Genomic DNA, 20607 nt, shown 5'->3' on the forward strand with positions numbered 1-20607 from the left:
TATTAAAGCATGACAGATGAAATTTGGATGCGTCATGCATTAGAATTAGCGAAATGCGCTGAATCTATAGGAGAAATTCCGGTCGGCGCAGTAATTGTTGATGAAAACGGACAACTTATTGGTGAAGGATTTAATCAATCAATTATTAAGCATAACCCAACTGCTCATGCAGAAATCATGGCGATTGAACAAGCAGGTCGATTTTTACACAACTACCGTTTAGTCAATACAACATTGTATGTTACTCTTGAACCTTGTATTATGTGTGCAGGCGCTATTATACATAGTCGAATCAAACGTGTAGTGTATGGTGCTAGTGATTATAAAACTGGTGCTGCTGGTTCTTATATCAATATTCTTTCCAGAACGGGCATCAATCATTTTGCCCAAATAACTAGTGGTATTTTAGCTAGTGAATGTAGCTCAATGTTAAGCAATTTTTTCAAAAAACGTCGTTTAGAAAAAAAACAAAATAAATAATCTTGTCATAGTACAGTTAACGATTGACTTAATATTAAAAAATTAAGTCTATAAATCATTTTTTAATTATTTAATAAAAAATTGGCTTAGTTATTCTTTTTACCTGCGAAAATTGCTAGAATCTGTTCTGATTTTTTAAGATATATACTGAGCATTATTAATGAAAAAACATACATTAGAAACTATGATATCTGCTGAAGATATCCAAAAGCGGGTAAATGAAATAGGTCAACAGATAAGTCAAGATTATGCAGGCAGTCAAAATGAGCTTATTTTAGTTGGTTTGTTAAGAGGTTCTTTTATCTTTATGGCAGATCTAAGCCGAGCAATTAGCGTTGGTCACGAAGTCGACTTTATGACGGCCTCAAGTTATGGCAATGCAGTGGTAAGTAATAGAGATGTCAAAATTTTAAAAGATTTAGATGAAGATATTCGTGACAAAGATGTGTTAATTGTCGAAGATATTATTGATACTGGCAATACGCTTAGCAAGGTAATGGCTATTTTAAAACTACGTCATCCACGTAGTATCGAGATTTGTACATTATTAGATAAACCTTCACGCCGTGAAGTTGTAGTACCTGTAAAGTATATCGGTTTTTCAATTCCTGACGAGTTTGTAGTAGGTTATGGTATAGATTATGCGCAGCATTATCGCCATTTACCATATATTGGGCATGTAAAATTACTTGAATCCTAAACTTTATCGAGGTGTATGTGTCACGATTTTCTCGCTCATTATGCGTACTTTTAATGGTAACAGCCACATCAAGTTATGCCGATATGAAGTTATCAATTAAAGGATTGTCGGGAGAACTTGCGGAAAACGTTGATGCACGCATTTCGTTAATCACTCCAGATAAAATCAATAATTCGTCTAGTTTTAAGCGATATTTTGAAAGTGAAGCACAAAAAGCCCTTCGAGCATTAGGGTATTATTCCCCTACTTTTAGTTACGACGAAAGTGATCCTAAAATCCTCGTTGTTAAAGTATCACTTGGCGAACCGGTTAGAATTAAACAATTAAATATTAATATTAATGGTGAAGGTAAACAAGATAAAGATTTTCAAGAATTATTAGCTAAACAACTGCCTAAAATCGGTGAAATTTTAAATCATGGCACTTACGAAGCATTCAAAAAAGGCTTAGAAAGCTTATCATTAAAAAAAGGCTATTTTGATGCTGAAATGCCAACCCATCAATTAGCTGTATCTCAATACGATCATCAAGCTTTTTGGAATATCGATTTTAATACCGGTAAACGCTATAAGTTTAGCGAGGTTAAATTTCCAGACGCAAAAATTCGCCAAGATTATCTTGCCAACATCGTACCTTTTAAAGAGGGGGATGAATATTCGGCTGAACAGCTATCATTATTAAACCGACGCCTTAGTTCAACAAACTGGTTTAACTCAGTGGTTGTTACACCGGATTTTCCTAATCTAACAGCAGACAAAGCGTTACCTATTGATGTGGTAACCACGCCACGTAAAAAAAATGCCATGGATCTGGGTTTAGGTTTTTCAACAGATAACGGCGTGCATGGTAAAATTGGTTGGAATAAACCTTGGATCAATAGCCGAGGACATAGTTTTCAAAGTAATTTATCTCTATCATCACCTGAGCAAATTATTACGATGAGTTATAAAATACCTTTGAAAAAATCACCTATTGAACAATACTATACCATTCAAGGTGGTTATAAAAAAATTGATAATAATGATACCTACTCGCGCTCTTATACCTTAGGTGCTCTGCGTAATTGGGATAACTTTGATGGTTGGCAAACAGCTCTAGGTTTTAATATGTTACATGACGACTTTACTCAAGGGGATGCAAGTTTTAAAACCTTTTTATACTATCCATCACTTAGTATTTCGCGTATTCGTAATGACGGTAATTTATTATCTATGTGGGGCGACTCTCAACGTTATTCGGTTGAAGGCGCTGCCGAATCGTTAGGATCTGATATTAATTTAGTCCGTTTTCAAGCCCAACAAACGTGGATTCGTTCAATTAAACAATCACATCGTTTTATAGCTAGAGGTAATTTCGGCATTATTCAAGCAAGTAACTTTGATAGAGTGCCACCTTCTTTTAGATTTTTTGCTGGTGGTGATCGCAGTATTCGTGGATACAGCTATCAATCTATCTCACCTAAAGATAAAAAAGGTAAACTTAAGGGGGCTTCGAAAATGATCACAGGATCAGCGGAATACCAATACAACCTAACCGGTTCTTGGTGGGGTGCTGCTTTTGTTGATACTGGAGAAGCAATAGATAAAGTCGATACAGCTAAATTTTATACCGGTACCGGCCTAGGTATTCGCTGGGCTTCTCCTGTTGGGCCAATTAAGTTTGATTTAGCAACACCACTAAATAAAAAAGATAAAGGCTCAATACACCTATATATTGGTTTAGGAAGCGAACTATAAAATGGCAAAAAATCCAATAAGAGCGAAAAAGGCTGAAAAAATAAAACGAATACGTAAATGGAAAAAACGTAGCATTGTCGTGCTTTCCATTTTTGTTTTCCTTATCACGTTTATAATTTTAATGATTTACACCTCTTTAGGTGTAAAACTAACAACCTATGTTCTTAATAAATTTTTACCTGAATTAAAAATAGCACAAGTTGAAGGCACATTCCATGATTTACATATTAAAGGACTGTCACTTGAACTACCTGGTGTCAATGTACAGGTGAAAGATGCAACATTCAAATTGTCTGGTTTATGTTTAATACAGACAAAAATTTGTGTTAAACAATTTGATGCTGATGGGGTTAATGTTGTAATTAATACTGACGAAATAGAACTTTCACCTGATGAATCAACGTCAGAAAAACGACAAATAATTAAAACACCATTACCTATTGAATTAAAACAAACCCATATTTCAGATGTCATAGTAAAAGTTAACGATATGCAATTTGGTATGTCAGACTTTACAGGCAAAGCTAACTGGGTCAATGAAAAAATCTATGTATATCCTGCTATTGCTATGGATTTACAGGCAATATTTGCAGATTATCCTGCAAAAAAGTCTAATAACCAGATAGATGATAATCTACCGCTTGACCAACAAATTAGGCAACTATTTAATCAACCTTTAATAAACTCACTGCCACAAGTTAGTATTCCACTCGATATTAATGTTACAAGTTTAACCGGGAACAATTGGTTATTACACATTGCAGGGCAAGATTATCATTTCAATCAAGTGAATATCAAAACAGAGATGATTAATAATCATATTATGGTTAAACATGTCGACACCAATGCAATAACACCTTATGCGAGTGGTCATGCTTATGTATCAGGTGAAATAACCTTAGGTGATAATTGGCCTATTTTTGCTTATGTTAAGGCCGATACAGAGAAAAATCATCTTAATGGGCAGTTTTCAGGACACTTATTAGGTAAATTATCAACTTATACTCATGTTGCTGGGTTAAATCAAATTGCTATTGAAGGGCAGATAAATTTTATTGAAAAATATTTACCATTAATTACAAAACTAGAAGGTAAACATATCCAATGGCCAATTGAGGGAACTCCGCAATATCAGCTTGATAATTTTGCTATAAGCTTAAATGGCAATGCACAAAAATATAATATGCTTGCTAAAGGTTTGATTAAGGGAGATGACTTACCTGATACCTCTGTTGATATTATTGGTGATGGTACCAACCAATCTGCCTCTTTTGAGCATGCCAATATTAAGTTTCCACAAGGTGATATTAATCTTACCGGTCAATTAGATTGGCAAAAAGCTCTTAAATGGAATGCTAGTGTTAAACTTAATAATGTTGATATAACTAAAGAGTTACCAACCTTTCCTATTCGCTTAGCCGGTCAACTAAAAACTTCGGGTATGCTCGAAGGTGATTTATGGCAATTAAAGATTCCTGATATACAATTAAAAGGTAACATAAAACAAGCTAATTTTTCAGCTAATGGCGATCTATTTATCGATTCTAATCGTACTTTAGTATCCAAAAATCTAACTATGCTTTGGGGCAAAAACCAATTAAATATTAGTGGTTCTACTGACAAAGGTAATTTAAATAGCCAACTTAATTTAAAGTCTTTGTCATTATTAGCTGATAATCTAAATGGCGCCATCATAGGAAATATTAGAATCACAGGTAATAAAGCCTCACCTGTTATTGAAAACAATATAAATATTAACGATTTAAATTATGAAAATATTTCAATCGCTAAAGCAAATCTATCAGGCAACATCCAATACAACGATCAACTTAGCGGGCAATTGAAGCTAATTGCTCAAAATATCGATATCGCTAACCAAAATATTAAAAAAGCTAATATTGAACTATCAGGTAATGAAGCTCGCCACGCTTTAAACATAAGTTTTGAAGGTAGCCCATTATCGATGGTAACATCATTGAGTGGACAATTAGATAAACAACAGAACAAATGGACCGCAAATATACCGCATAGTTTACTTACATTAGCTAATAATAATCGTTGGCAATTAGCTAAACCTATCTCTCTATCTTATGATATTACTAACCACGTTCCAACTATAGGTGCGCATTGTTGGCGTAGCAATAATTCTAGTATCTGTTTAGATAAATCGTTATCAATAACTAACAATAACCAGACAACTATAACACTAAAAGATATTGATCTTGCTAAATTACCAATACCTACTGATGGTGAAACAAAAATTGATGGTTTTATTAATGGCAAAGCAGATATTAAATTCAATGATGCTAGCAAAATTCCAAGTATCAAAGCCAATATAACCAGTAATAGAGTTTATATTAAACAGATGATCAATAATCAAGCTCTACCAATTCCATTTGATATGTTCAATATCAATGCAGAATTTAATGAACAACAAGCTAAATTAGATTGGCGTTTTGGGTTAAATAAATTAGGTAAAATAAATGGTGATCTTTCAATAAATGATCCAACTGGGAAGAAAGATTTAAGTGGTCAACTCAATATCGATAATTTAGCCCTAGCAATTATCAATCCTCTATTGAGTAAAGATGAATATGCTAATGGCGCCATCAATGGTATGGTTAAATTTTCTGGTTCTTTAATGGATCCTAGTTTAACCGGTGGTATCAATTTAAAACATAGTGACATAAAATCTAGCCAATTACCAATTGATATCAAATCGGCTATGCTTGATATTAAATTCAATGGTAAAACTTCAACAATGAAAGGAATATTGGCCACTAAATCAGGTAATATTAATATTAATGGTCAAGCCAGTTGGAATAATTTGGAAAAATGGCAAGCAACCTTAAATGTTAATGGTGCGGCCATGGATGTGACTGTACCACCAATGATTGTCATGTCTGTCATTCCTGAGATTAAAATAGAAGCAACGCAAGATGAACTGACAATTCTCGGTAAAGTTTCAATTCCTAAAGGTAAAATCACTGTTGATTCGCTTCCACCGTCAAGTATTGATGTGTCACCAGATGAAGTCATGTTGGATCGAAACCACAAACAGATTCAAGTACAAAAATTTGGCATGAAAATTAATAGTCATATTGAAATCAATATCGGTGATAAAGTCACGGTAGATGCTTTTGGTTTGCAAGCCTCATTAAAAGGTAAACTCATTGCTACACAGACGAATAAAGGACTAGACTTACACGGTGAAATATTAATTCCTAACGGTCGATTTCATGCTTATGGACAAGACTTAATCATTAATAAAGGCATTATCACTTTTTCTGGTCCAACGGACCAAGCTATGTTAGACATAGAAGCCATTCGTAATCCTGAAGCAATGGATAACAGTAATATTACGGCTGGTATTCGAGTTAAGGGATCATCAACAGATCCTAAAATTGAGATTTTCTCCGATCCGGCTATGTCACAACAAGAAGCGCTCTCTTATCTAATTCGAGGTCAAGGTCTTGATAGTTCTGACCAAAGTGATAATGATATGATGACAGCGTTTTTAGTTGGTGTTGGAACCGCCAAAACAGGACAATTTATTGGTGATATAGGTAATGCATTTGGCATTAAGAATCTCTCTTTAGACACTCAAGGGGCAGGAAATAATTCAAAAGTGGTAGTAAGTGGTTATATATTACCTCATCTACAGCTAAAATATGGTGTAGGTATATTTGACTCACTAGCTACATTTACCTTACGTTATCGTTTATTGCCAAATTTATATGTCGAAGCAGCTTCTGGTATTGCGCAAACACTAGATCTTATCTATCAATTCGAGTTTAATTAATAGTAGTTAATTCGTATTAGTTCGCCAAAAGTTAAATTGGCGAACTAATTTAGATTTTTTGGCCGATTAGCATTTCACGTTTTATACCAAATCCTTTCCGTTTTTCAACATTAAATCCAGCATTAATTAAATTACGTCGGACAAAACCTGCTGCGGTAAAAGTTGCAAATGTTCCTTTTTCTCTGGTTAATTGATAACAACGTTTAAATAAAGATTCATTCCACATATCAGGATTTTTGGCTGGCGAAAATCCATCAAAAAACCATGCATCAATTAAACTATTTTGTTGAACTAGGAAATCGGCAAAGCAGCTAATATCGTCATAACATATCAATAAATTCGTTTCATCTAAACTGCCAACATCGGATTTTATTAAGAAATCTTGCAATTGCTTAGCTAATGGCGATAGAGAATCTTCACTATTAATAACTTTATCATGAATTTTTGATATTTCACTGGCAGATAAAGGATATTTTTCAACACTAAAAAAATTCAATTTTTTCAAATTACTATTTGGATTTTTCTGTCTAAATTGTTTAAAAGTTTGCCAAGCAACTAAAAAACTTAAACCTGAACCAAAACCGGTTTCACCAATAGTAAAAGTCTCTTGTTGATGTTGTAAAAATCGCTCATATAAACAATTCCCTTCAATAAAAACATAACGAGTTTCATCTACAGCACCGTCAGTATTAAAATAGACATCATCAAAGTAACGAGAGAGTGGAATTTGATTATCATCCCAAATGATAGTTGATTCGAGCATAAACATCCTTTAAGCGATATTTAACAAACTGTATATTCATATAGATTACGTATATAATACGCTAAGTTAACTTATGAGGTAAATTATGGTTTTTCTTTTTCGCTTAATCAGTGTGTTATTTATTGGTATTATAACTTGTGTGCTAGGCGTTATTTTTTGTTTATTCAATCCTCGTAACCCTAAAAATGTGGCTAGATTTGCCCATCTTTTTAGTTTTTTCTTCAAACCAATTTTAGGTGTAAAGGTTGATACACGTAGACAAGCAAATATTAACAATTTAGGCAGTTGCGTATTTATTGCTAATCACCAAAACAACTATGATATGGTGGTTGCTGCTGACATTGTACAACCTAAAACCGTTACAGTGGGTAAGAAAAGCCTTGCTTTGATTCCCTTTTTTGGACAACTTTATTACTTAACAGGCAATATTTTGATTGACCGTAATAATAAATCAAAAGCTCGAGACACCATTAACTTAGTTGTTAACGAAATAAAAAAACGAGGAATATCTATATGGATGTTCCCCGAAGGTACTCGAAGTCGTGGACGCGGATTATTACCATTTAAAACTGGTGCCTTTAAAGCTGCTATAGCCGCTGGCGTTCCTATTGTGCCAATTTGCGTATCAGATACCAATAATATAAAACTTAACCGCCTTAATAATGGCCATATGATCGTTGAGATGCTTCCGCCAATCGAAACCCAAAATCTACGTAAAGAAGATGCTAGAATATTAATGGAACAGTGCTATCAATTGATGTCAGAAAAAATTGCCCAAATTAATTTAGAAGTGACTAAATTAAATAACAAATAATTGAAATAATAACTCTATACTATGACAAAAATTGATCGTAATTTTGATGATATCAGCCATAAATTTGCCAAAAACATTTATGGCACAAACAAAGGTAAGATTCGAGAAGCTATCGTTTGGCAAGAGCTAGAAAATATATTAGCTAGCTATCCATCGAATAAACCATTAACTATTTTAGATGCAGGCGGTGGACAAGGTCAGATTGCTTGTCGACTAGCAAAATTAGGTCATAACATTACTGTTTGTGATATTTCCGAGCAAATGCTGGAATTAGCAAGAAAGCAAGCCGAACAAGAAAATCTAAGTTTAAATTTTATTCATTGCCCTATTCAAGATCTAAAGCAATTCATTAAAATACAATTTGATATTGTGATTTGTCATGCCGTTTTAGAATGGGTAGCCGATCCAATCCAAATAATACAGTCGCTAAAACAATATCTTAAACAAGATGGTTATTTGTCATTAATGTTCTATAACTATCACGGGCTATTATTTAAAACAGTGACTTTAGGTAATTTTGGATATACTCAAGCCGGTCTTAATAAACGTAAAAAGAAAACCTTATCTCCCGATTATCCTCGAGATCCAAATCAAGTATATCAATGGTTGAACCAACAAAATTTTGAGATCATCAATAAAATAGGTATTCGATTATTTCATGACTATTTAACCAATAAGTCAAAAGCCGAAACACATTTTAAGCAATTATTAGAAATTGAAAAACAGTTTTGCCAAACTGAACCCTATCTCAGTTTGGCAAGGTATATTTTAGTTACCGCAAAAATTAATAACAACTAATTTAGAGAAAAGATTAAGGGAAGCATATTCCTTTACACTCCCCTATTTTCTTAGAAGAAAATGGCATTAACAATTAATAATGTCACTGTTCCTGCAGCCCAAAGTACGGTAGTTGTCATACTCCAAACTTTAATTTGTTCTTTAACTTCAGTAACGCCTAGTGAACGATTCACTACCCAAAAATAAGCATCATTGAAATGAGAAAACATAAATGAACCAATAGAGCAGCCTAATCCAGCCATAATCGGATTTACCCCCAATGTTCCAATCATTGGTGCAGTAATACTTGCTGCGGTAATCATGGCAACTACACCAGAACCTTGAATTAAGCGAATCAAAGTTGAAATTGTCAATGGTAACAAAATACCAGGCACACCAATTTTAACAATATATTCAGCAATAATTTGACCTGTTCCTGAGTCACGTAACACCATTCCTAATGCGCCACCACCGCCAATAACAAGCAATATAATACCAGCAGAACGAATTGAATTTTCCATTTGATGCACAACATCTTTTCGAGGAAATGAGTTAGTTAATGCCATGATAGCAATTAATAAACCAATGCCCACAGCTACAATTGGGTGTCCAATTGTTTTTAACATAATGGCAATAGAATTATCCCATTTCATTTCATTTACTAAAGTAGCGGTTAATATCAAAATAATCGGAGTGACAATTGGTGCAAACGATGCTAATGCACTTGGTAATTGTTGATCATCTTCTAAATTTTGCGAAGTAACTGTTAGACGTTCACGGGTAAAATTCTCACCATCCTCCGTAGGAATTTGATAAATACTACGACCAACATGGCGAGTATAAATAAATCCAGCAATAGTAATAGGTATAGCAACAACCATTGCCCATAGCATATATTCACCAAGGCCAATACCAAATTGTGAAACTACACCAAATGGTCCTACCGCTGGTGGAATCATACTGTGGCTTATAACAAGTCCCATAGCCAATGTTGAACCAAGTCCGACTACAGATTTACCTGTACTACGCGAAATAGCTTTCACTAACGGTAATAAAACAATAAATGCTGAATCACAAAATACAGCCAAACTCACTAATAAACCGATAATGACTAATGCTAACTCTTCTCTGCCTTTTCCTAAAAGGTTAATAAAAACTTGAGCCATTTTTTGCGCTGCACCACTCATCTGCAAAACTGACCCCATCATAACGCCAAAGCCAATAACGATCCCTATGTTACCGAGCGTATTACCAAAGCCTTTACTAATCGTTGCGATCATAAATTCACCAGGCATACCACCCAATGAGCCAGTAATTAAAGCGGATATAATCAATGCAGGAAATGCCTGAATTCTTGTTTTCAAAATCATAAATAGTAACAAAGTAATTGCAACAAGTAGACCGGCAACCATTCGCCAGCTGCTCTTCTCAATACTATGTAAACTTCCTAGATAAAAAACAATTAATCCGACAACCACTAAAATAATGCCATTTAATAAGACATAAGGATAAAGTGATTTATTATTATTTTCTTTTTTAGACATATGCAAACCCTCCTTCGATAATGACATAATCATTACCGAAAAATAAATTGTTATAAGTAAGAATAGCTACTTATTAACGTTTGAAATTTGGTGCGTATAGCGCAGCTAAACGTATAGCCTCAATCAAACTTACTGGATTAGCGATTCCTTTTCCGGCAATATCATTTGCTGTGCCATGGTCAACAGATGTGCGAAGAATCGGCATTCCATTAGTGATAGAAATGGTACGATGAAAATCAACCATTTTCGTTGCGATATGACCTTGGTCATGATATGGAGATAAAACAGCATCATAGCCCCCCCCCATAGCAAAATGGAAAACACTATCAGCTGGTTTAGGGCCATTAATATCAATCCCTTGTTTACGAGCCATTTCAATACCTGGTAATAAGACATCATCATCCTCATGACCAAAAAGACCATGCTCTCCGCAATGTGGATTAATACCGGCAACCGTCATTCTCGGTTTATTGATCCCCAATTTAACCAATGCATCGTTACAACGAATAGCATAATCACAGACTCTTTCTGGCGTTAATGATTCAATAGCTTTAACCAATGCTAAATGACGAGTTAAGAAAAATACTCTTAAATCTCGAACTTGAAACATAGTAAGTGGGTCTTGACTGCCAGTAAGATCTGCTAATATCTCGGTATGACCAATATAGTTAACATTACCAGCTTTAAGGGATTCTTTATTGATAGGTGTTGTTGCAATGGCATCAAGTTTTTTTTCCATAGCAAGCTCAGTGATAACTTTAATATAATTGAATGCTGCTTGACCACATTGTCCTTCAATTTGGCCAATTTTAAACGTTTCATAATTTAATTCGCCACACTGAATAAGATTCAATACATTAGGTTTATCTTGTATTTGAGTTAGATCGGTAATTTCATTAATTTGTAAGTTTACTTTTGAAAACTTACACGCATCAGCTAACACCTTTTTATCGCCTGTTACCAGTACACATCCATATTCATATGTTTCTGGTGCTGCAATACTTTTCACGACAATTTCAGGGCCTATACCAGCCGGATCGCCCATAGGAACTCCGATTAAACAACGACGTTTCATTTATTACTCCTTTAAAATTACTCAAAATTTGCTCAACTTATGTTGTTTTATCTAAGTTGAACTAGTTATAAGGTATTAATGCTTCATGCTTTCATGTGATGAAATCTTGGTACTCAAATAGTCGATACAATGAACTAAAGTATTATCGTTACCGACAAATCCACCTTTTGTTACTATCGAATAACCATCACATTTCCCTCCGACAAGGTGTCCATAAACCGTTAATGGCTCAACTTCATCTTTAAGTAAGAAACCACTACTTCCTAATCGATTTACAACATTTACCGTGACATCTCCACCACTGGTATAAATACCTCTAATAATAGATTCAGGGTGGAATAAGACTTGAGCAGTTATTTCGGCAATAGCCTGATTCAAAGTATTACTAATTTCACTCATACTCATATTATTGTTAGCAGCTAACTTAGCTAAATCACAAACATGCTCTGGCATTTCAACGGTATCAATGCCGATCACATCAAATTGATCAACCTTTTCCAGTAATTTATCTACAATTGGTTTAGCTTTCTTGATGTCTTTAGAAATTTCTATCAATTCATCAACCAATATCGTTTCTAACCAAACTTTTCGGTCATATTTCAATTTTCTTATTTGTCTTTGAGTAAGATCAGACACACTGCCTATTGCGACAAACACTTTGTTAGCCATCTTTCGTTCTGATGAATAACGTAGATCAGCAAACTGGGCAGTAAATGGCCCCGGATCAACACAAAAAACAGGCAAATTAACATTATTCGCTGCTTGCGCTATCACACTAATGTCAGTATCCGTAGTCGCATCAAATATGACAATTCGACCACCTTGTTGATATATTTGTTTTAAACGCTGCTCAATTCTATCTTTACCTTCTAAAACATCCTTGAGAGCAATATGTGAGACTGGATATCGAGACTGGCAACGAAATAATTCTAAAATTGAAGACTCCGTCATCGGATTTTTAGGATCATTACGCATTGCTGTATTCTGTAATGGGATACCATTAACTAATAAAGATCCGCCAACACAAATTCGATCACTAGATGGATACACAGGTACAACTAAAGCCATTAGATTAGGATCATTGTCGATAACCGCATCAACTTCTGCCCCTAAATTACCTCGCAGCGTGGAGTCTATACGTTTACTAATTAAAGGTTGATATTTGCTAAACTGGCTTATGCAATCGACAACCCGTGAATACGCCTCTTTATAAGGTATTGAACGTGAATCAGTTGCAAATGAAATCACATCAAATCTAGAAAGATCTTCATTAAATTTTTCTAAACATGTAATTGCATTAAACCCTTTTTTGCTTAATAAAGCACAGGTAGCATTAGCACCTGTCAAATCATCAGCTACAACGGCAACTTTCATATTTTTGCTTCCTCTCAAAAATTAAGCTCAATAAATGAACTTTTTATACATCTACCAAAATTAACTAACTATTAGTTACATCACTTAATAAATATATTTAATATCCTGTTTTATTAATTGTTTTTCAAAATTACTAGGAAATTGCTTTTCAGTTATAAGATAATTAAATCGATTTAAATCGCAGATTTTAAAACGACATCTAAGCCCCAATTTACTGCTATCAACCAATAGAACCGATTGAATAGATCTAGATAATGCCATCCATTTACAGTCAGCTTTAATCTGTGTAGTGGTCAATGCACCATCTTCTAGATTAAAACCATCCGCACCAATAAAGGCTAAATCAATAACCTGCTCTGATAGATACTTCATGGCTTGAGTGTTATAAGCTGACGCATTTGTTGTTTGTATTTCACCAGGACAAATAATCGTGTTCACTTCTGGCCGGGAAGATAATTCCAAAGCCACATGTAAATCTAAAGTAATCACTGTAATTGGAATATTGATATTCAAGGCAAATTCACGCATCGTTGTTCCTGCATCAATAAAAATTACCATCCCTGGTTGTAATAAACTTACCGCTATTTTCCCTACTCTTTTCTTACCTTCAGAAAATCGATTCTGTTTGATGTTATATAGGGGGGTGCCATTTAAAAAACTTCTTTTTATTTCACCTCCATACGATACTTTGATTAATCCTTTTTCTTGTAAAAGTTTTAAGTCCCGTCTGATACTCATATGTGAAACGGAAAATAAATTAGATAGTAAATTGATATTGGCAACATCATATTCATCTAAGTACTCTAAAATTCTTTTATATCTTGGTAATTCTTGTTTCATAGTAAGTTTCCCAATTAAGTTGGCGCCATTGTAGTAATAAAATAATCAACAAAATGTTAATCTTTTAACACTTTCACAACCCAGTTTAACAAATGTGATCTGAATCAAACTTTCACTTTTTCTTGGTTAGTTTTTTGTGAATCAATAAAATTATTTTCGGTTTTATGCATACAATTTATGCTTCTATTTTTTCAATCTTCACCAGAGTTAATTTAATTCATAAATAAGGATAATTTGGATATGACAACAAAATCAGAAAGTTCTTTGGTAAGCAAAAATGAAACTTTGCAACTTGCCAAACAAGTTTTAAAACAAGAAGCTGCTGCAATAGAAGAAATTGTTAACTCAATTAATGAAACTTTTTTACATGCAGTAGAATTAATTTTGCATACCAAAGGAAGAGTTATCGTGACAGGAATGGGAAAACCTGGCTATATTGCTCGTAAACTTTCCGCTACATTTATGAGCACCGGTACTCCGTCTTTTTATTTGCATCCAGCAGAAGCTATTCATGGTGATTTAGGTTGCATTACCAAAGATGACACTATTATTGCCCTCTCAAACAGTGGAGAAACAGCCGAAATTATTAATATTTTACCGACCATAAAACAAATTAATATTCCGTTAATCTCAATTTGTGGTAATCCATTATCAACTTTAGCTCGCTTTGCAACCTACAATTTAGATGCCCATGTATCCCATGAAGCATGCCCTCTCAATTTAGCACCAACAACAAGTACAACGGTAGAATTAGCCTTAACTGATGCATTGGCAATATCAGTGATGCATGCAAAGAAATTCAGCTCACAAGATTTTGCTTTTTATCATCCAGGCGGAAATCTAGGCCAAATACGTTTAATGACAGTGCAACAGTTAGTTGAAAAACATAATAGAAAGGTTGCTATTACCACAGAAAAATCTATTTCTGACGCTATTTTTGCTATGACGAATTCGGGGATAGGCGCTGTTGCGATAGTTGATAACAATAATGTATTACTTGGTATAATTACAGATGGTGATATTCGTAGACAATTACAATACCAACCTAATTTGTTAGATATTCAAGTTTCTGAGTTAATGATAACCACACCAATAACCATTGAACATAGCCAATATGTATCAGAGGCTTTATATAAAATGGAACAACATAAACCTAGGCCAATAACCGTTTTACCTGTGATTGATAATAAAAAACAATTTATTGGCATGATACATATCACAGATATATATCACTAAATCAAATTTTATGATCATCTAGAAACAACAAACAAAATTAAGATAACTAAAAGAGAACTCGAAAATTTGCCAATAAATCGTTATTATAGTGTCATTAATTTCATTAGCTAAAGGTTGTAATTATGATAGTTGTTACTGGTGGTGCCGGTTTTATTGGAAGTAATATTGTTAAAGGTTTGAATGATTTAGGCCGAAAAGATATTTTAGTAGTAGACGATTTAACCGATGGAACTAAATTTGCCAATTTAGCAGATTTAGATATTGCTGATTATATGGATAAAGATGAGTTTATTTCAGCAATAGTCTCCGGTGAAAATCTGGACATTGAAGTTATTTTTCATCAAGGAGCATGTTCATCTACTACTGAATGGGATGGCAAATTTATGATGGAAAATAATTACAACTATTCAAAAGATTTGCTACATTATTGTTTAGATTTTAATATTCCTTTTTTATACGCTTCTTCCGCCGCAACTTATGGAGGACGCAGTGACAATTTTATTGAAGATAGAGTTTATGAAAAACCTTTAAATGTATATGGTTATTCAAAGTTTTTATTCGATCAATACGTACGAAAAATTTTACCAAATGCAAATTCGCAAATTTGCGGTTTCCGTTATTTCAATGTTTATGGACCTCGTGAAAATCATAAAGGTAGCATGGCTAGCGTTGCATATCACTTGAATGAACAAATAACCAAAGGCGAAAAGCCAAAATTATTTGCTGGTAGTGATAATTTTAGACGTGATTTTATTTACGTTGGCGATGTAGTTGAAGTTAACTTATGGTTCTGGAAAAATAAAGTTTCTGGCATTTTTAATTGTGGAACTGGTCGTGCAGAATCATTCCAATCAGTTGCTGATGCAGTTTTAGATTATCATAAAAAAGGCGAAATCGATTATATTCCATTCCCTGAACACTTAAAAGGACGCTATCAAAGCTTTACTCAAGCTGATCTGACTAAATTCAGGAAAACAGGTTGTCCTATTGAGTTCAAAACAGTGTCTCAAGGAACAACTGAATATATGCAATGGTTAAACCAACAATAAAGGAACCTCAATGAAAACGTTGATTATTGGTCCTTCATGGGTTGGAGACATGATGATGTCACAAAGCTTATATCGCACATTAAAACAGTTAGATCCATCTATTGAAATTGATGTGATGGCACCAGCTTGGTGCCGAGCTTTATTAGATAAAATGCCTGAAGTAAATCAGTCAATCGCTATGCCTATAAGCCATGGTGAGTTTGCTTTAAGCAAACGTTATCAGTTAGGAAAGGAATTACGCAATAATCAATACGACCAAGCTATCATCTTACCTAACTCTTTTAAATCAGCACTCATTCCTTTTTTTGCTAAAATTGCTAAACGTACTGGTTGGAAAGGTGAGATGCGTTATGGCTTATTAAATGATTTACGAGTGCTGGATAAACAAGCCTTTCCATTAATGGTAGAACGCTATGTCGCTCTCGCCTATTCTAAGCAGAATATCTATTCAGCAAAAGATATACCTCAGCCAATTTTATGGCCAAAACTTAATGTTTTAACCGATGAGGTTGAACAAACATTATCTACATTTAATATTACAAATGATGAGCCATTAATTGGTTTTTGCCCAGGAGCCGAATTTGGCCCAGCCAAACGCTGGCCTGATTATCATTATGCAGCATTAGCCGATAAGATAGTTAAACAACACGCTAAAATTATTATTTTCGGTTCAGGAAAAGATAAAATAGTTGGCGAACAAATCATTGCTAAAATGAATCATGGAGAACACTGTATTAACCTTGCTGGACAAACGGAATTAGGACAAGCAATAAATCTGATTGCTGCGTGTAAAGCTGTCGTCACCAACGACTCAGGACTAATGCATGTAGCAGCAGCGCTGGATAAACCTTTAGTCGCACTTTATGGGCCAAGTAGTCCTGATTTTACCCCACCACTATCCAATAAAGCAGAAGTAATCCGTTTAATCACTGGCTATCATCGCGTTCGTAAAGGTGATGCTGAACAAGGCTATCATCAAAGCCTTATTGATATAAAACCAGATTTAGTATTTGAAACATTAATGAATCTTATCGTTCGCTGTGAAAAGAGCTGTTAATTATGCGCGTGTTAATTGTTAAAACTTCATCTATGGGTGATGTATTGCATACTTTACCTGCTTTAACTGATGCTGCTAATAGAATACCTAACATAACATTTGACTGGGTGGTTGAAGAAAACTTTTGTCAAATTCCCAGTTGGCATTTTGCAGTAAATGACATCATTCCGGTTGCTATCAGACGTTGGCGAAAAAACTGGTTCGCTAAGCCCATTCGCCAAGAACGCCATCAATTTATAGAACACTTACAGCGTAAACAGTATGATTGCATTATTGATGCTCAAGGGCTAATTAAAAGTGCGTTTTTAATCACTCGTAAAGCGAAAGGTATTAAACATGGTTTGGATCGCCAAAGCATAAAAGAACCAATTGCTAGTTGGTTTTATGATGTAAAACATCATGTTCCTAAGCAAATGCATGCCATTGAACGTGTCCGTATGTTATTTGCTAAAAGTCTTAATTACTCACAACCAGATTCGATTGGTGACTATGCTATTGCTGATCATTTTTTAACATCATTACCACCTGATAACCAAAAATATTTGATTTTCCTACATGCAACTACCCGGGATGAAAAACATTGGACAGAATCGGCATGGCGTAATTTAATTGAGTTAATTGAGCCTACTGGCCTTAAAATTAAACTTCCATGGGGAGCACCGCATGAACAAGAACGTGCATTGCGATTAGCCCAAGGATTCAAACACGTTGAAGTATTACCTAAATTATCTCTCAATGAAATTGCAACGGTTATTGCCGGAGCCAAAGCTGTAGTATCCGTCGATACTGGATTAAGCCACTTAACAGCAGCATTAGATAGACCTAATATTACTTTATTTGGTAATACCGATCCGAAGCTTATTGGCGGATATGGAAAAAACCAGCATAGCATCATTTCAGCAGATAAAATGATGCAAACCATAACAGCTGACGAAGTTTATCAACAGTTAATAACATTTATTTAAATCATATTTAAATTTTTTTAATCTATAGGATAGTAAAAATGAACAAATATAGTGAGCTAATTCGGGAAAAATATGCACAAATTGGTAGTAATGATTTAGGTTATATTGATGATGCTTTAGGTGCAGTAATGACAGTTCTCAATGAAATAGTGGATAATCAACAAGTACCAACTGAATTACGAGAAAAAGCCGCATATGCTGCAGCTAATCTACTAATCAGCGATTTTGACGTTAAATAACTGTAGGAAGTTTAATAATAAATCGAGTTGATAAATCATCAGATTCGACATGAATATGACCTTTATGCGTGTCGATAATAGATTTAACGATTGCTAAACCAATCCCTGTTCCCGAGCTATCTTTACCACTACGGTGCCGTGATTCATCAACTCGATAGAAGCGATCAAAAAGATGTGGTAAATGGCGACTTTCAATCTTTTTACCTGGATTAGCAATAATAATTTGGATTCGTTTTTGATTTACTTGACTCAAGCTAATTTTAATTGTCTGATTTGCAGGAGTATATCGAATAGCATTGGATAATATATTACTTATCGCTCGCCCTAACATCATTTTATCCCCTTCTATATGAGAACAACTACCTTCTATTTCAAAAGTTATATTTTTTTCATCGGCTAAAGGTTCAAAATACTCACACATCAAACTAATCATTGAATGAAGATCAATATCAATAAGATTAGGAACTAATTGATGATTATCTGCTTGAGCTAAAAACAGCATATCAGAAATCATTTGAGACATTTTTTCATACTCTTCTAAATTAGAATATAAAATTTCTCGATATTCATCAGTTGATCGCGCATTATTTAATACTATTTGCGTTTGTGTGGTTAAATTAGTAATTGGTGTGCGCATTTCATGAGCAATATCAGCAGTAAAATTGCGTTGCCGATCAAAAACATCTTCCATTCGATGAAGCATATTATTAAAAGCTTTAACCAAACTAACATATTTCACCGGTACTGACTTGGTTGAAATACGATAATTTAAGCTTTTCATATTAATGCCTTCAATCTTTTTGATTAAACGGTTAATTGGTTTTTGCGTAAAATATATTGAAATTAATGAACCAATTAAAGCTAAGACACAAGCAATAACGATAAGTAAACCTAAACCATTTCTTAGTCGCTTAATAAATTCAAGCTGTAAATCACGGGCTACTGCAACTATTGTCGTATATTGGCGGCCTTCGTCCAACAATACTCTAGAGGCTCCGATACGATAAGATGATTTATCAATGTTCCAAATTGCAGTGCTATTTTCAGTAATTAAACGATCAAAATCTTCTTGTGATAAAGCAATTGATAAATTTGGACCTCGTGTGCGATAGACAATTTTTCCTGAATCATCAATAATATAAACAAATAAATGATGATGACCAGTTAAAATAAGTAAAAGATTTTGAAAGAATTCATCACGATTTTCATCGGGTGAATAATAGGTCAGCTCACGCTCGATTGAGGTAATGACAGAATTGAGTTCGGTGACATTTTGCTGAATCGAAATTTTTTCAAAAGTATGTTCAATAAGATAGCTAAAACAATAAAGTAGCCCACAGGTCAGTAGGCATACAATAAGTGGTATACGAAATGATATGATATTAGTTTTCTTCATCCAATACATCTAATTTATATCCCATTCCTCGGACTGTATGAATTAATTTCGGTTCAAAATCAGCATCAATCTTATTCCGCAAGCGCCTAATTGCCACATCAATAACATTGGTGTCACTGTCAAAATTCATATCCCATACTTGGGATGCGATTAATGATCTAGGAAGCACTTCACCAGGATAACGTAAAAAATATTCCAGTAATAAAAACTCTTTATTGGTTAAATCAATTCTTTTATCACCTCTGGTTACTGTTCGTTTAGGTAAGTCCATAACAAGATCAGCAATACTTAATTGATAATTATTAACCTGTGGTACATTTCGTCTTAATAATGACTTAACTCTTGCTAATAGTTCAGCAAAAGAAAATGGTTTTACTAAATAATCATCAGCGCCTAAATTTAGACCTTTAACTTTATCTTCAACACTCCCCATTGCCGTCAGCAGAATAATTTGCGTATCTTTACCAGCTTCACGTAAAGACTGCACTATCTTCCAACCAACAATATCGGGAAGCATGACATCAAGAATAATTAAATCATAATCTTCAGTCATTGCTCGATGATAGCCATCTAAGCCATTATCTGTGAGATCAACAATAAATCCTGACTCAACTAATCCTTGGCGTAGATATTCACCTGTTTTTTGTTCATCTTCAACAACTAACAATTTCATATTGAATATTCCTTAATGTTCTATCAGGTTATCGAAATTGCATAATGCAGTAATAGGATATATGAAAAAGGGAAATGGCATCATGAC

General features: G+C 34.2%; 18 protein-coding genes. 11 read left to right on the plus strand and 7 right to left on the minus strand.

Annotated elements, in window-relative coordinates; all coding sequences use genetic code 11:
- The first annotated feature begins 9 nt into the window (after positions 1 to 9).
- The 4 genes from tadA to H3T54_RS01005 all read left to right on the plus strand — a co-directional run bounded on the left by tadA (position 10) and on the right by H3T54_RS01005 (position 6718).
- Positions 10 to 480: a tRNA adenosine(34) deaminase TadA gene (gene tadA / locus H3T54_RS00990; RefSeq protein ID WP_198220438.1), complete on the plus strand. Its 471-nt coding sequence runs from the start codon at positions 10 to 12 to the stop codon at positions 478 to 480.
- A gap of 160 nt (positions 481 to 640) precedes the next feature.
- Positions 641 to 1180: a hypoxanthine phosphoribosyltransferase gene (gene hpt / locus H3T54_RS00995; RefSeq protein WP_110447667.1), complete on the plus strand. Its 540-nt coding sequence runs from the start codon at positions 641 to 643 to the stop codon at positions 1178 to 1180.
- A 53-nt stretch (positions 1181 to 1233) separates the two neighbouring features.
- Positions 1234 to 2916, plus strand: coding sequence for an autotransporter assembly complex family protein (locus H3T54_RS01000; RefSeq protein WP_181414675.1), 1683 nt, complete (start codon positions 1234 to 1236; stop codon positions 2914 to 2916).
- Between the two features lies 1 nt (position 2917).
- On the plus strand, positions 2918 to 6718 hold the full coding sequence (locus H3T54_RS01005) for a translocation/assembly module TamB domain-containing protein (RefSeq protein ID WP_198220439.1): 3801 nt from the start codon (positions 2918 to 2920) through the stop codon (positions 6716 to 6718).
- A 49-nt stretch (positions 6719 to 6767) separates the two neighbouring features.
- Here the strand turns inward: H3T54_RS01005 and mnmD are convergent, their stop codons facing one another.
- Positions 6768 to 7481, minus strand: coding sequence for a tRNA (5-methylaminomethyl-2-thiouridine)(34)-methyltransferase MnmD (mnmD, locus tag H3T54_RS01010; protein ID WP_198220440.1), 714 nt, complete (start codon positions 7479 to 7481; stop codon positions 6768 to 6770).
- Between the two features lie 85 nt (positions 7482 to 7566).
- On the opposite strand from mnmD, the gene H3T54_RS01015 reads away from it, so the two are divergent.
- Both H3T54_RS01015 and cmoM read left to right on the plus strand, forming a co-directional pair.
- Positions 7567 to 8295, plus strand: a complete 729-nt coding sequence (locus H3T54_RS01015) for a 1-acylglycerol-3-phosphate O-acyltransferase (RefSeq protein ID WP_198200183.1) — start codon at positions 7567 to 7569, stop codon at positions 8293 to 8295.
- Positions 8296 to 8316: 21 nt separating this feature from the next.
- Positions 8317 to 9093 (plus strand): tRNA uridine 5-oxyacetic acid(34) methyltransferase CmoM, encoded by a 777-nt coding sequence (cmoM, locus tag H3T54_RS01020; RefSeq protein ID WP_198200185.1) that lies wholly within the window; start codon positions 8317 to 8319, stop codon positions 9091 to 9093.
- 50 nt (positions 9094 to 9143) lie between these two features.
- On the opposite strand, the gene H3T54_RS01025 is transcribed toward cmoM, so the two are convergent.
- The 4 genes from H3T54_RS01025 to H3T54_RS01040 form a co-directional block, all read right to left on the minus strand.
- A complete protein-coding gene (locus H3T54_RS01025; protein ID WP_363317448.1) occupies positions 9144 to 10484 on the minus strand; it encodes a gluconate:H+ symporter in 1341 nt (446 codons plus the stop codon).
- Between the two features lie 205 nt (positions 10485 to 10689).
- On the minus strand, positions 10690 to 11691 hold the full coding sequence (pdxA, locus tag H3T54_RS01030) for a 4-hydroxythreonine-4-phosphate dehydrogenase PdxA (protein ID WP_065651908.1): 1002 nt from the start codon (positions 11689 to 11691) through the stop codon (positions 10690 to 10692).
- A gap of 75 nt (positions 11692 to 11766) precedes the next feature.
- A complete protein-coding gene (locus tag H3T54_RS01035) occupies positions 11767 to 13065 on the minus strand; it encodes a four-carbon acid sugar kinase family protein (protein WP_110447660.1) in 1299 nt (432 codons plus the stop codon).
- Positions 13066 to 13149: 84 nt separating this feature from the next.
- Positions 13150 to 13905: a DeoR/GlpR family DNA-binding transcription regulator gene (locus tag H3T54_RS01040; protein WP_198220441.1), complete on the minus strand. Its 756-nt coding sequence runs from the start codon at positions 13903 to 13905 to the stop codon at positions 13150 to 13152.
- A 240-nt stretch (positions 13906 to 14145) separates the two neighbouring features.
- Here H3T54_RS01040 and H3T54_RS01045 point away from each other — a divergent pair, with 240 nt between their 5' ends.
- The 5 genes from H3T54_RS01045 (at position 14146) to H3T54_RS01065 (ending at position 18451) form a co-directional block, all read left to right on the plus strand.
- Positions 14146 to 15141, plus strand: a complete 996-nt coding sequence (locus H3T54_RS01045; RefSeq protein ID WP_198220442.1) for an SIS domain-containing protein — start codon at positions 14146 to 14148, stop codon at positions 15139 to 15141.
- 122 nt (positions 15142 to 15263) lie between these two features.
- Positions 15264 to 16190, plus strand: coding sequence for an ADP-glyceromanno-heptose 6-epimerase (gene rfaD / locus H3T54_RS01050; protein ID WP_198220443.1), 927 nt, complete (start codon positions 15264 to 15266; stop codon positions 16188 to 16190).
- A 10-nt stretch (positions 16191 to 16200) separates the two neighbouring features.
- Positions 16201 to 17247: an ADP-heptose--LPS heptosyltransferase RfaF gene (gene rfaF, locus H3T54_RS01055; protein ID WP_198220444.1), complete on the plus strand. Its 1047-nt coding sequence runs from the start codon at positions 16201 to 16203 to the stop codon at positions 17245 to 17247.
- Positions 17248 to 17249: 2 nt separating this feature from the next.
- Positions 17250 to 18212: a lipopolysaccharide heptosyltransferase RfaC gene (gene rfaC, locus H3T54_RS01060; RefSeq protein WP_198220445.1), complete on the plus strand. Its 963-nt coding sequence runs from the start codon at positions 17250 to 17252 to the stop codon at positions 18210 to 18212.
- Between the two features lie 38 nt (positions 18213 to 18250).
- Positions 18251 to 18451 (plus strand): YaeP family protein, encoded by a 201-nt coding sequence (locus H3T54_RS01065; RefSeq protein WP_198200194.1) that lies wholly within the window; start codon positions 18251 to 18253, stop codon positions 18449 to 18451.
- Here the strand turns inward: H3T54_RS01065 and H3T54_RS01070 are convergent.
- Both H3T54_RS01070 and H3T54_RS01075 read right to left on the minus strand, forming a co-directional pair.
- Positions 18444 to 19847 (minus strand): heavy metal sensor histidine kinase, encoded by a 1404-nt coding sequence (locus H3T54_RS01070; RefSeq protein ID WP_198220446.1) that lies wholly within the window; start codon positions 19845 to 19847, stop codon positions 18444 to 18446. The genes H3T54_RS01065 and H3T54_RS01070 overlap by 8 nt on opposite strands.
- Positions 19834 to 20520 (minus strand): heavy metal response regulator transcription factor, encoded by a 687-nt coding sequence (locus H3T54_RS01075; protein WP_034902561.1) that lies wholly within the window; start codon positions 20518 to 20520, stop codon positions 19834 to 19836. Before H3T54_RS01075 ends, H3T54_RS01070 begins: the two co-directional genes overlap by 14 nt.
- Between the last annotated feature and the right edge of the window lie 87 nt (positions 20521 to 20607).

The organism is Gilliamella sp. B14384G10, from assembly GCF_016101685.1.
Classification (GTDB): Bacteria; Pseudomonadota; Gammaproteobacteria; order Enterobacterales; family Orbaceae; genus Gilliamella; species Gilliamella apis_A.

Bases quoted from the DNA above. Each gene is read 5' to 3' on its own strand.
- tadA (WP_198220438.1), top strand. From the start codon at position 10: ATGACAGATGAAATTTGGATGCGTCATGCATTAGAATTAGCGAAATGC.
- hpt (WP_110447667.1), top strand. From the start codon at position 641: ATGAAAAAACATACATTAGAAACTATGATATCTGCTGAAGATATCCAA.
- H3T54_RS01000 (WP_181414675.1), top strand. From the start codon at position 1,234: ATGGTAACAGCCACATCAAGTTATGCCGATATGAAGTTATCAATTAAA.
- H3T54_RS01005 (WP_198220439.1), top strand. From the start codon at position 2,918: ATGGCAAAAAATCCAATAAGAGCGAAAAAGGCTGAAAAAATAAAACGA.
- mnmD (WP_198220440.1), bottom strand. From the start codon at position 7,481: ATGCTCGAATCAACTATCATTTGGGATGATAATCAAATTCCACTCTCT.
- H3T54_RS01015 (WP_198200183.1), top strand. From the start codon at position 7,567: ATGGTTTTTCTTTTTCGCTTAATCAGTGTGTTATTTATTGGTATTATA.
- cmoM (WP_198200185.1), top strand. From the start codon at position 8,317: ATGACAAAAATTGATCGTAATTTTGATGATATCAGCCATAAATTTGCC.
- H3T54_RS01025 (WP_363317448.1), bottom strand. From the start codon at position 10,484: ATGGTTGCCGGTCTACTTGTTGCAATTACTTTGTTACTATTTATGATT.
- pdxA (WP_065651908.1), bottom strand. From the start codon at position 11,691: ATGAAACGTCGTTGTTTAATCGGAGTTCCTATGGGCGATCCGGCTGGT.
- H3T54_RS01035 (WP_110447660.1), bottom strand. From the start codon at position 13,065: ATGAAAGTTGCCGTTGTAGCTGATGATTTGACAGGTGCTAATGCTACC.
- H3T54_RS01040 (WP_198220441.1), bottom strand. From the start codon at position 13,905: ATGAAACAAGAATTACCAAGATATAAAAGAATTTTAGAGTACTTAGAT.
- H3T54_RS01045 (WP_198220442.1), top strand. From the start codon at position 14,146: ATGACAACAAAATCAGAAAGTTCTTTGGTAAGCAAAAATGAAACTTTG.
- rfaD (WP_198220443.1), top strand. From the start codon at position 15,264: ATGATAGTTGTTACTGGTGGTGCCGGTTTTATTGGAAGTAATATTGTT.
- rfaF (WP_198220444.1), top strand. From the start codon at position 16,201: ATGAAAACGTTGATTATTGGTCCTTCATGGGTTGGAGACATGATGATG.
- rfaC (WP_198220445.1), top strand. From the start codon at position 17,250: ATGCGCGTGTTAATTGTTAAAACTTCATCTATGGGTGATGTATTGCAT.
- H3T54_RS01065 (WP_198200194.1), top strand. From the start codon at position 18,251: ATGAACAAATATAGTGAGCTAATTCGGGAAAAATATGCACAAATTGGT.
- H3T54_RS01070 (WP_198220446.1), bottom strand. From the start codon at position 19,847: ATGAAGAAAACTAATATCATATCATTTCGTATACCACTTATTGTATGC.
- H3T54_RS01075 (WP_034902561.1), bottom strand. From the start codon at position 20,520: ATGAAATTGTTAGTTGTTGAAGATGAACAAAAAACAGGTGAATATCTA.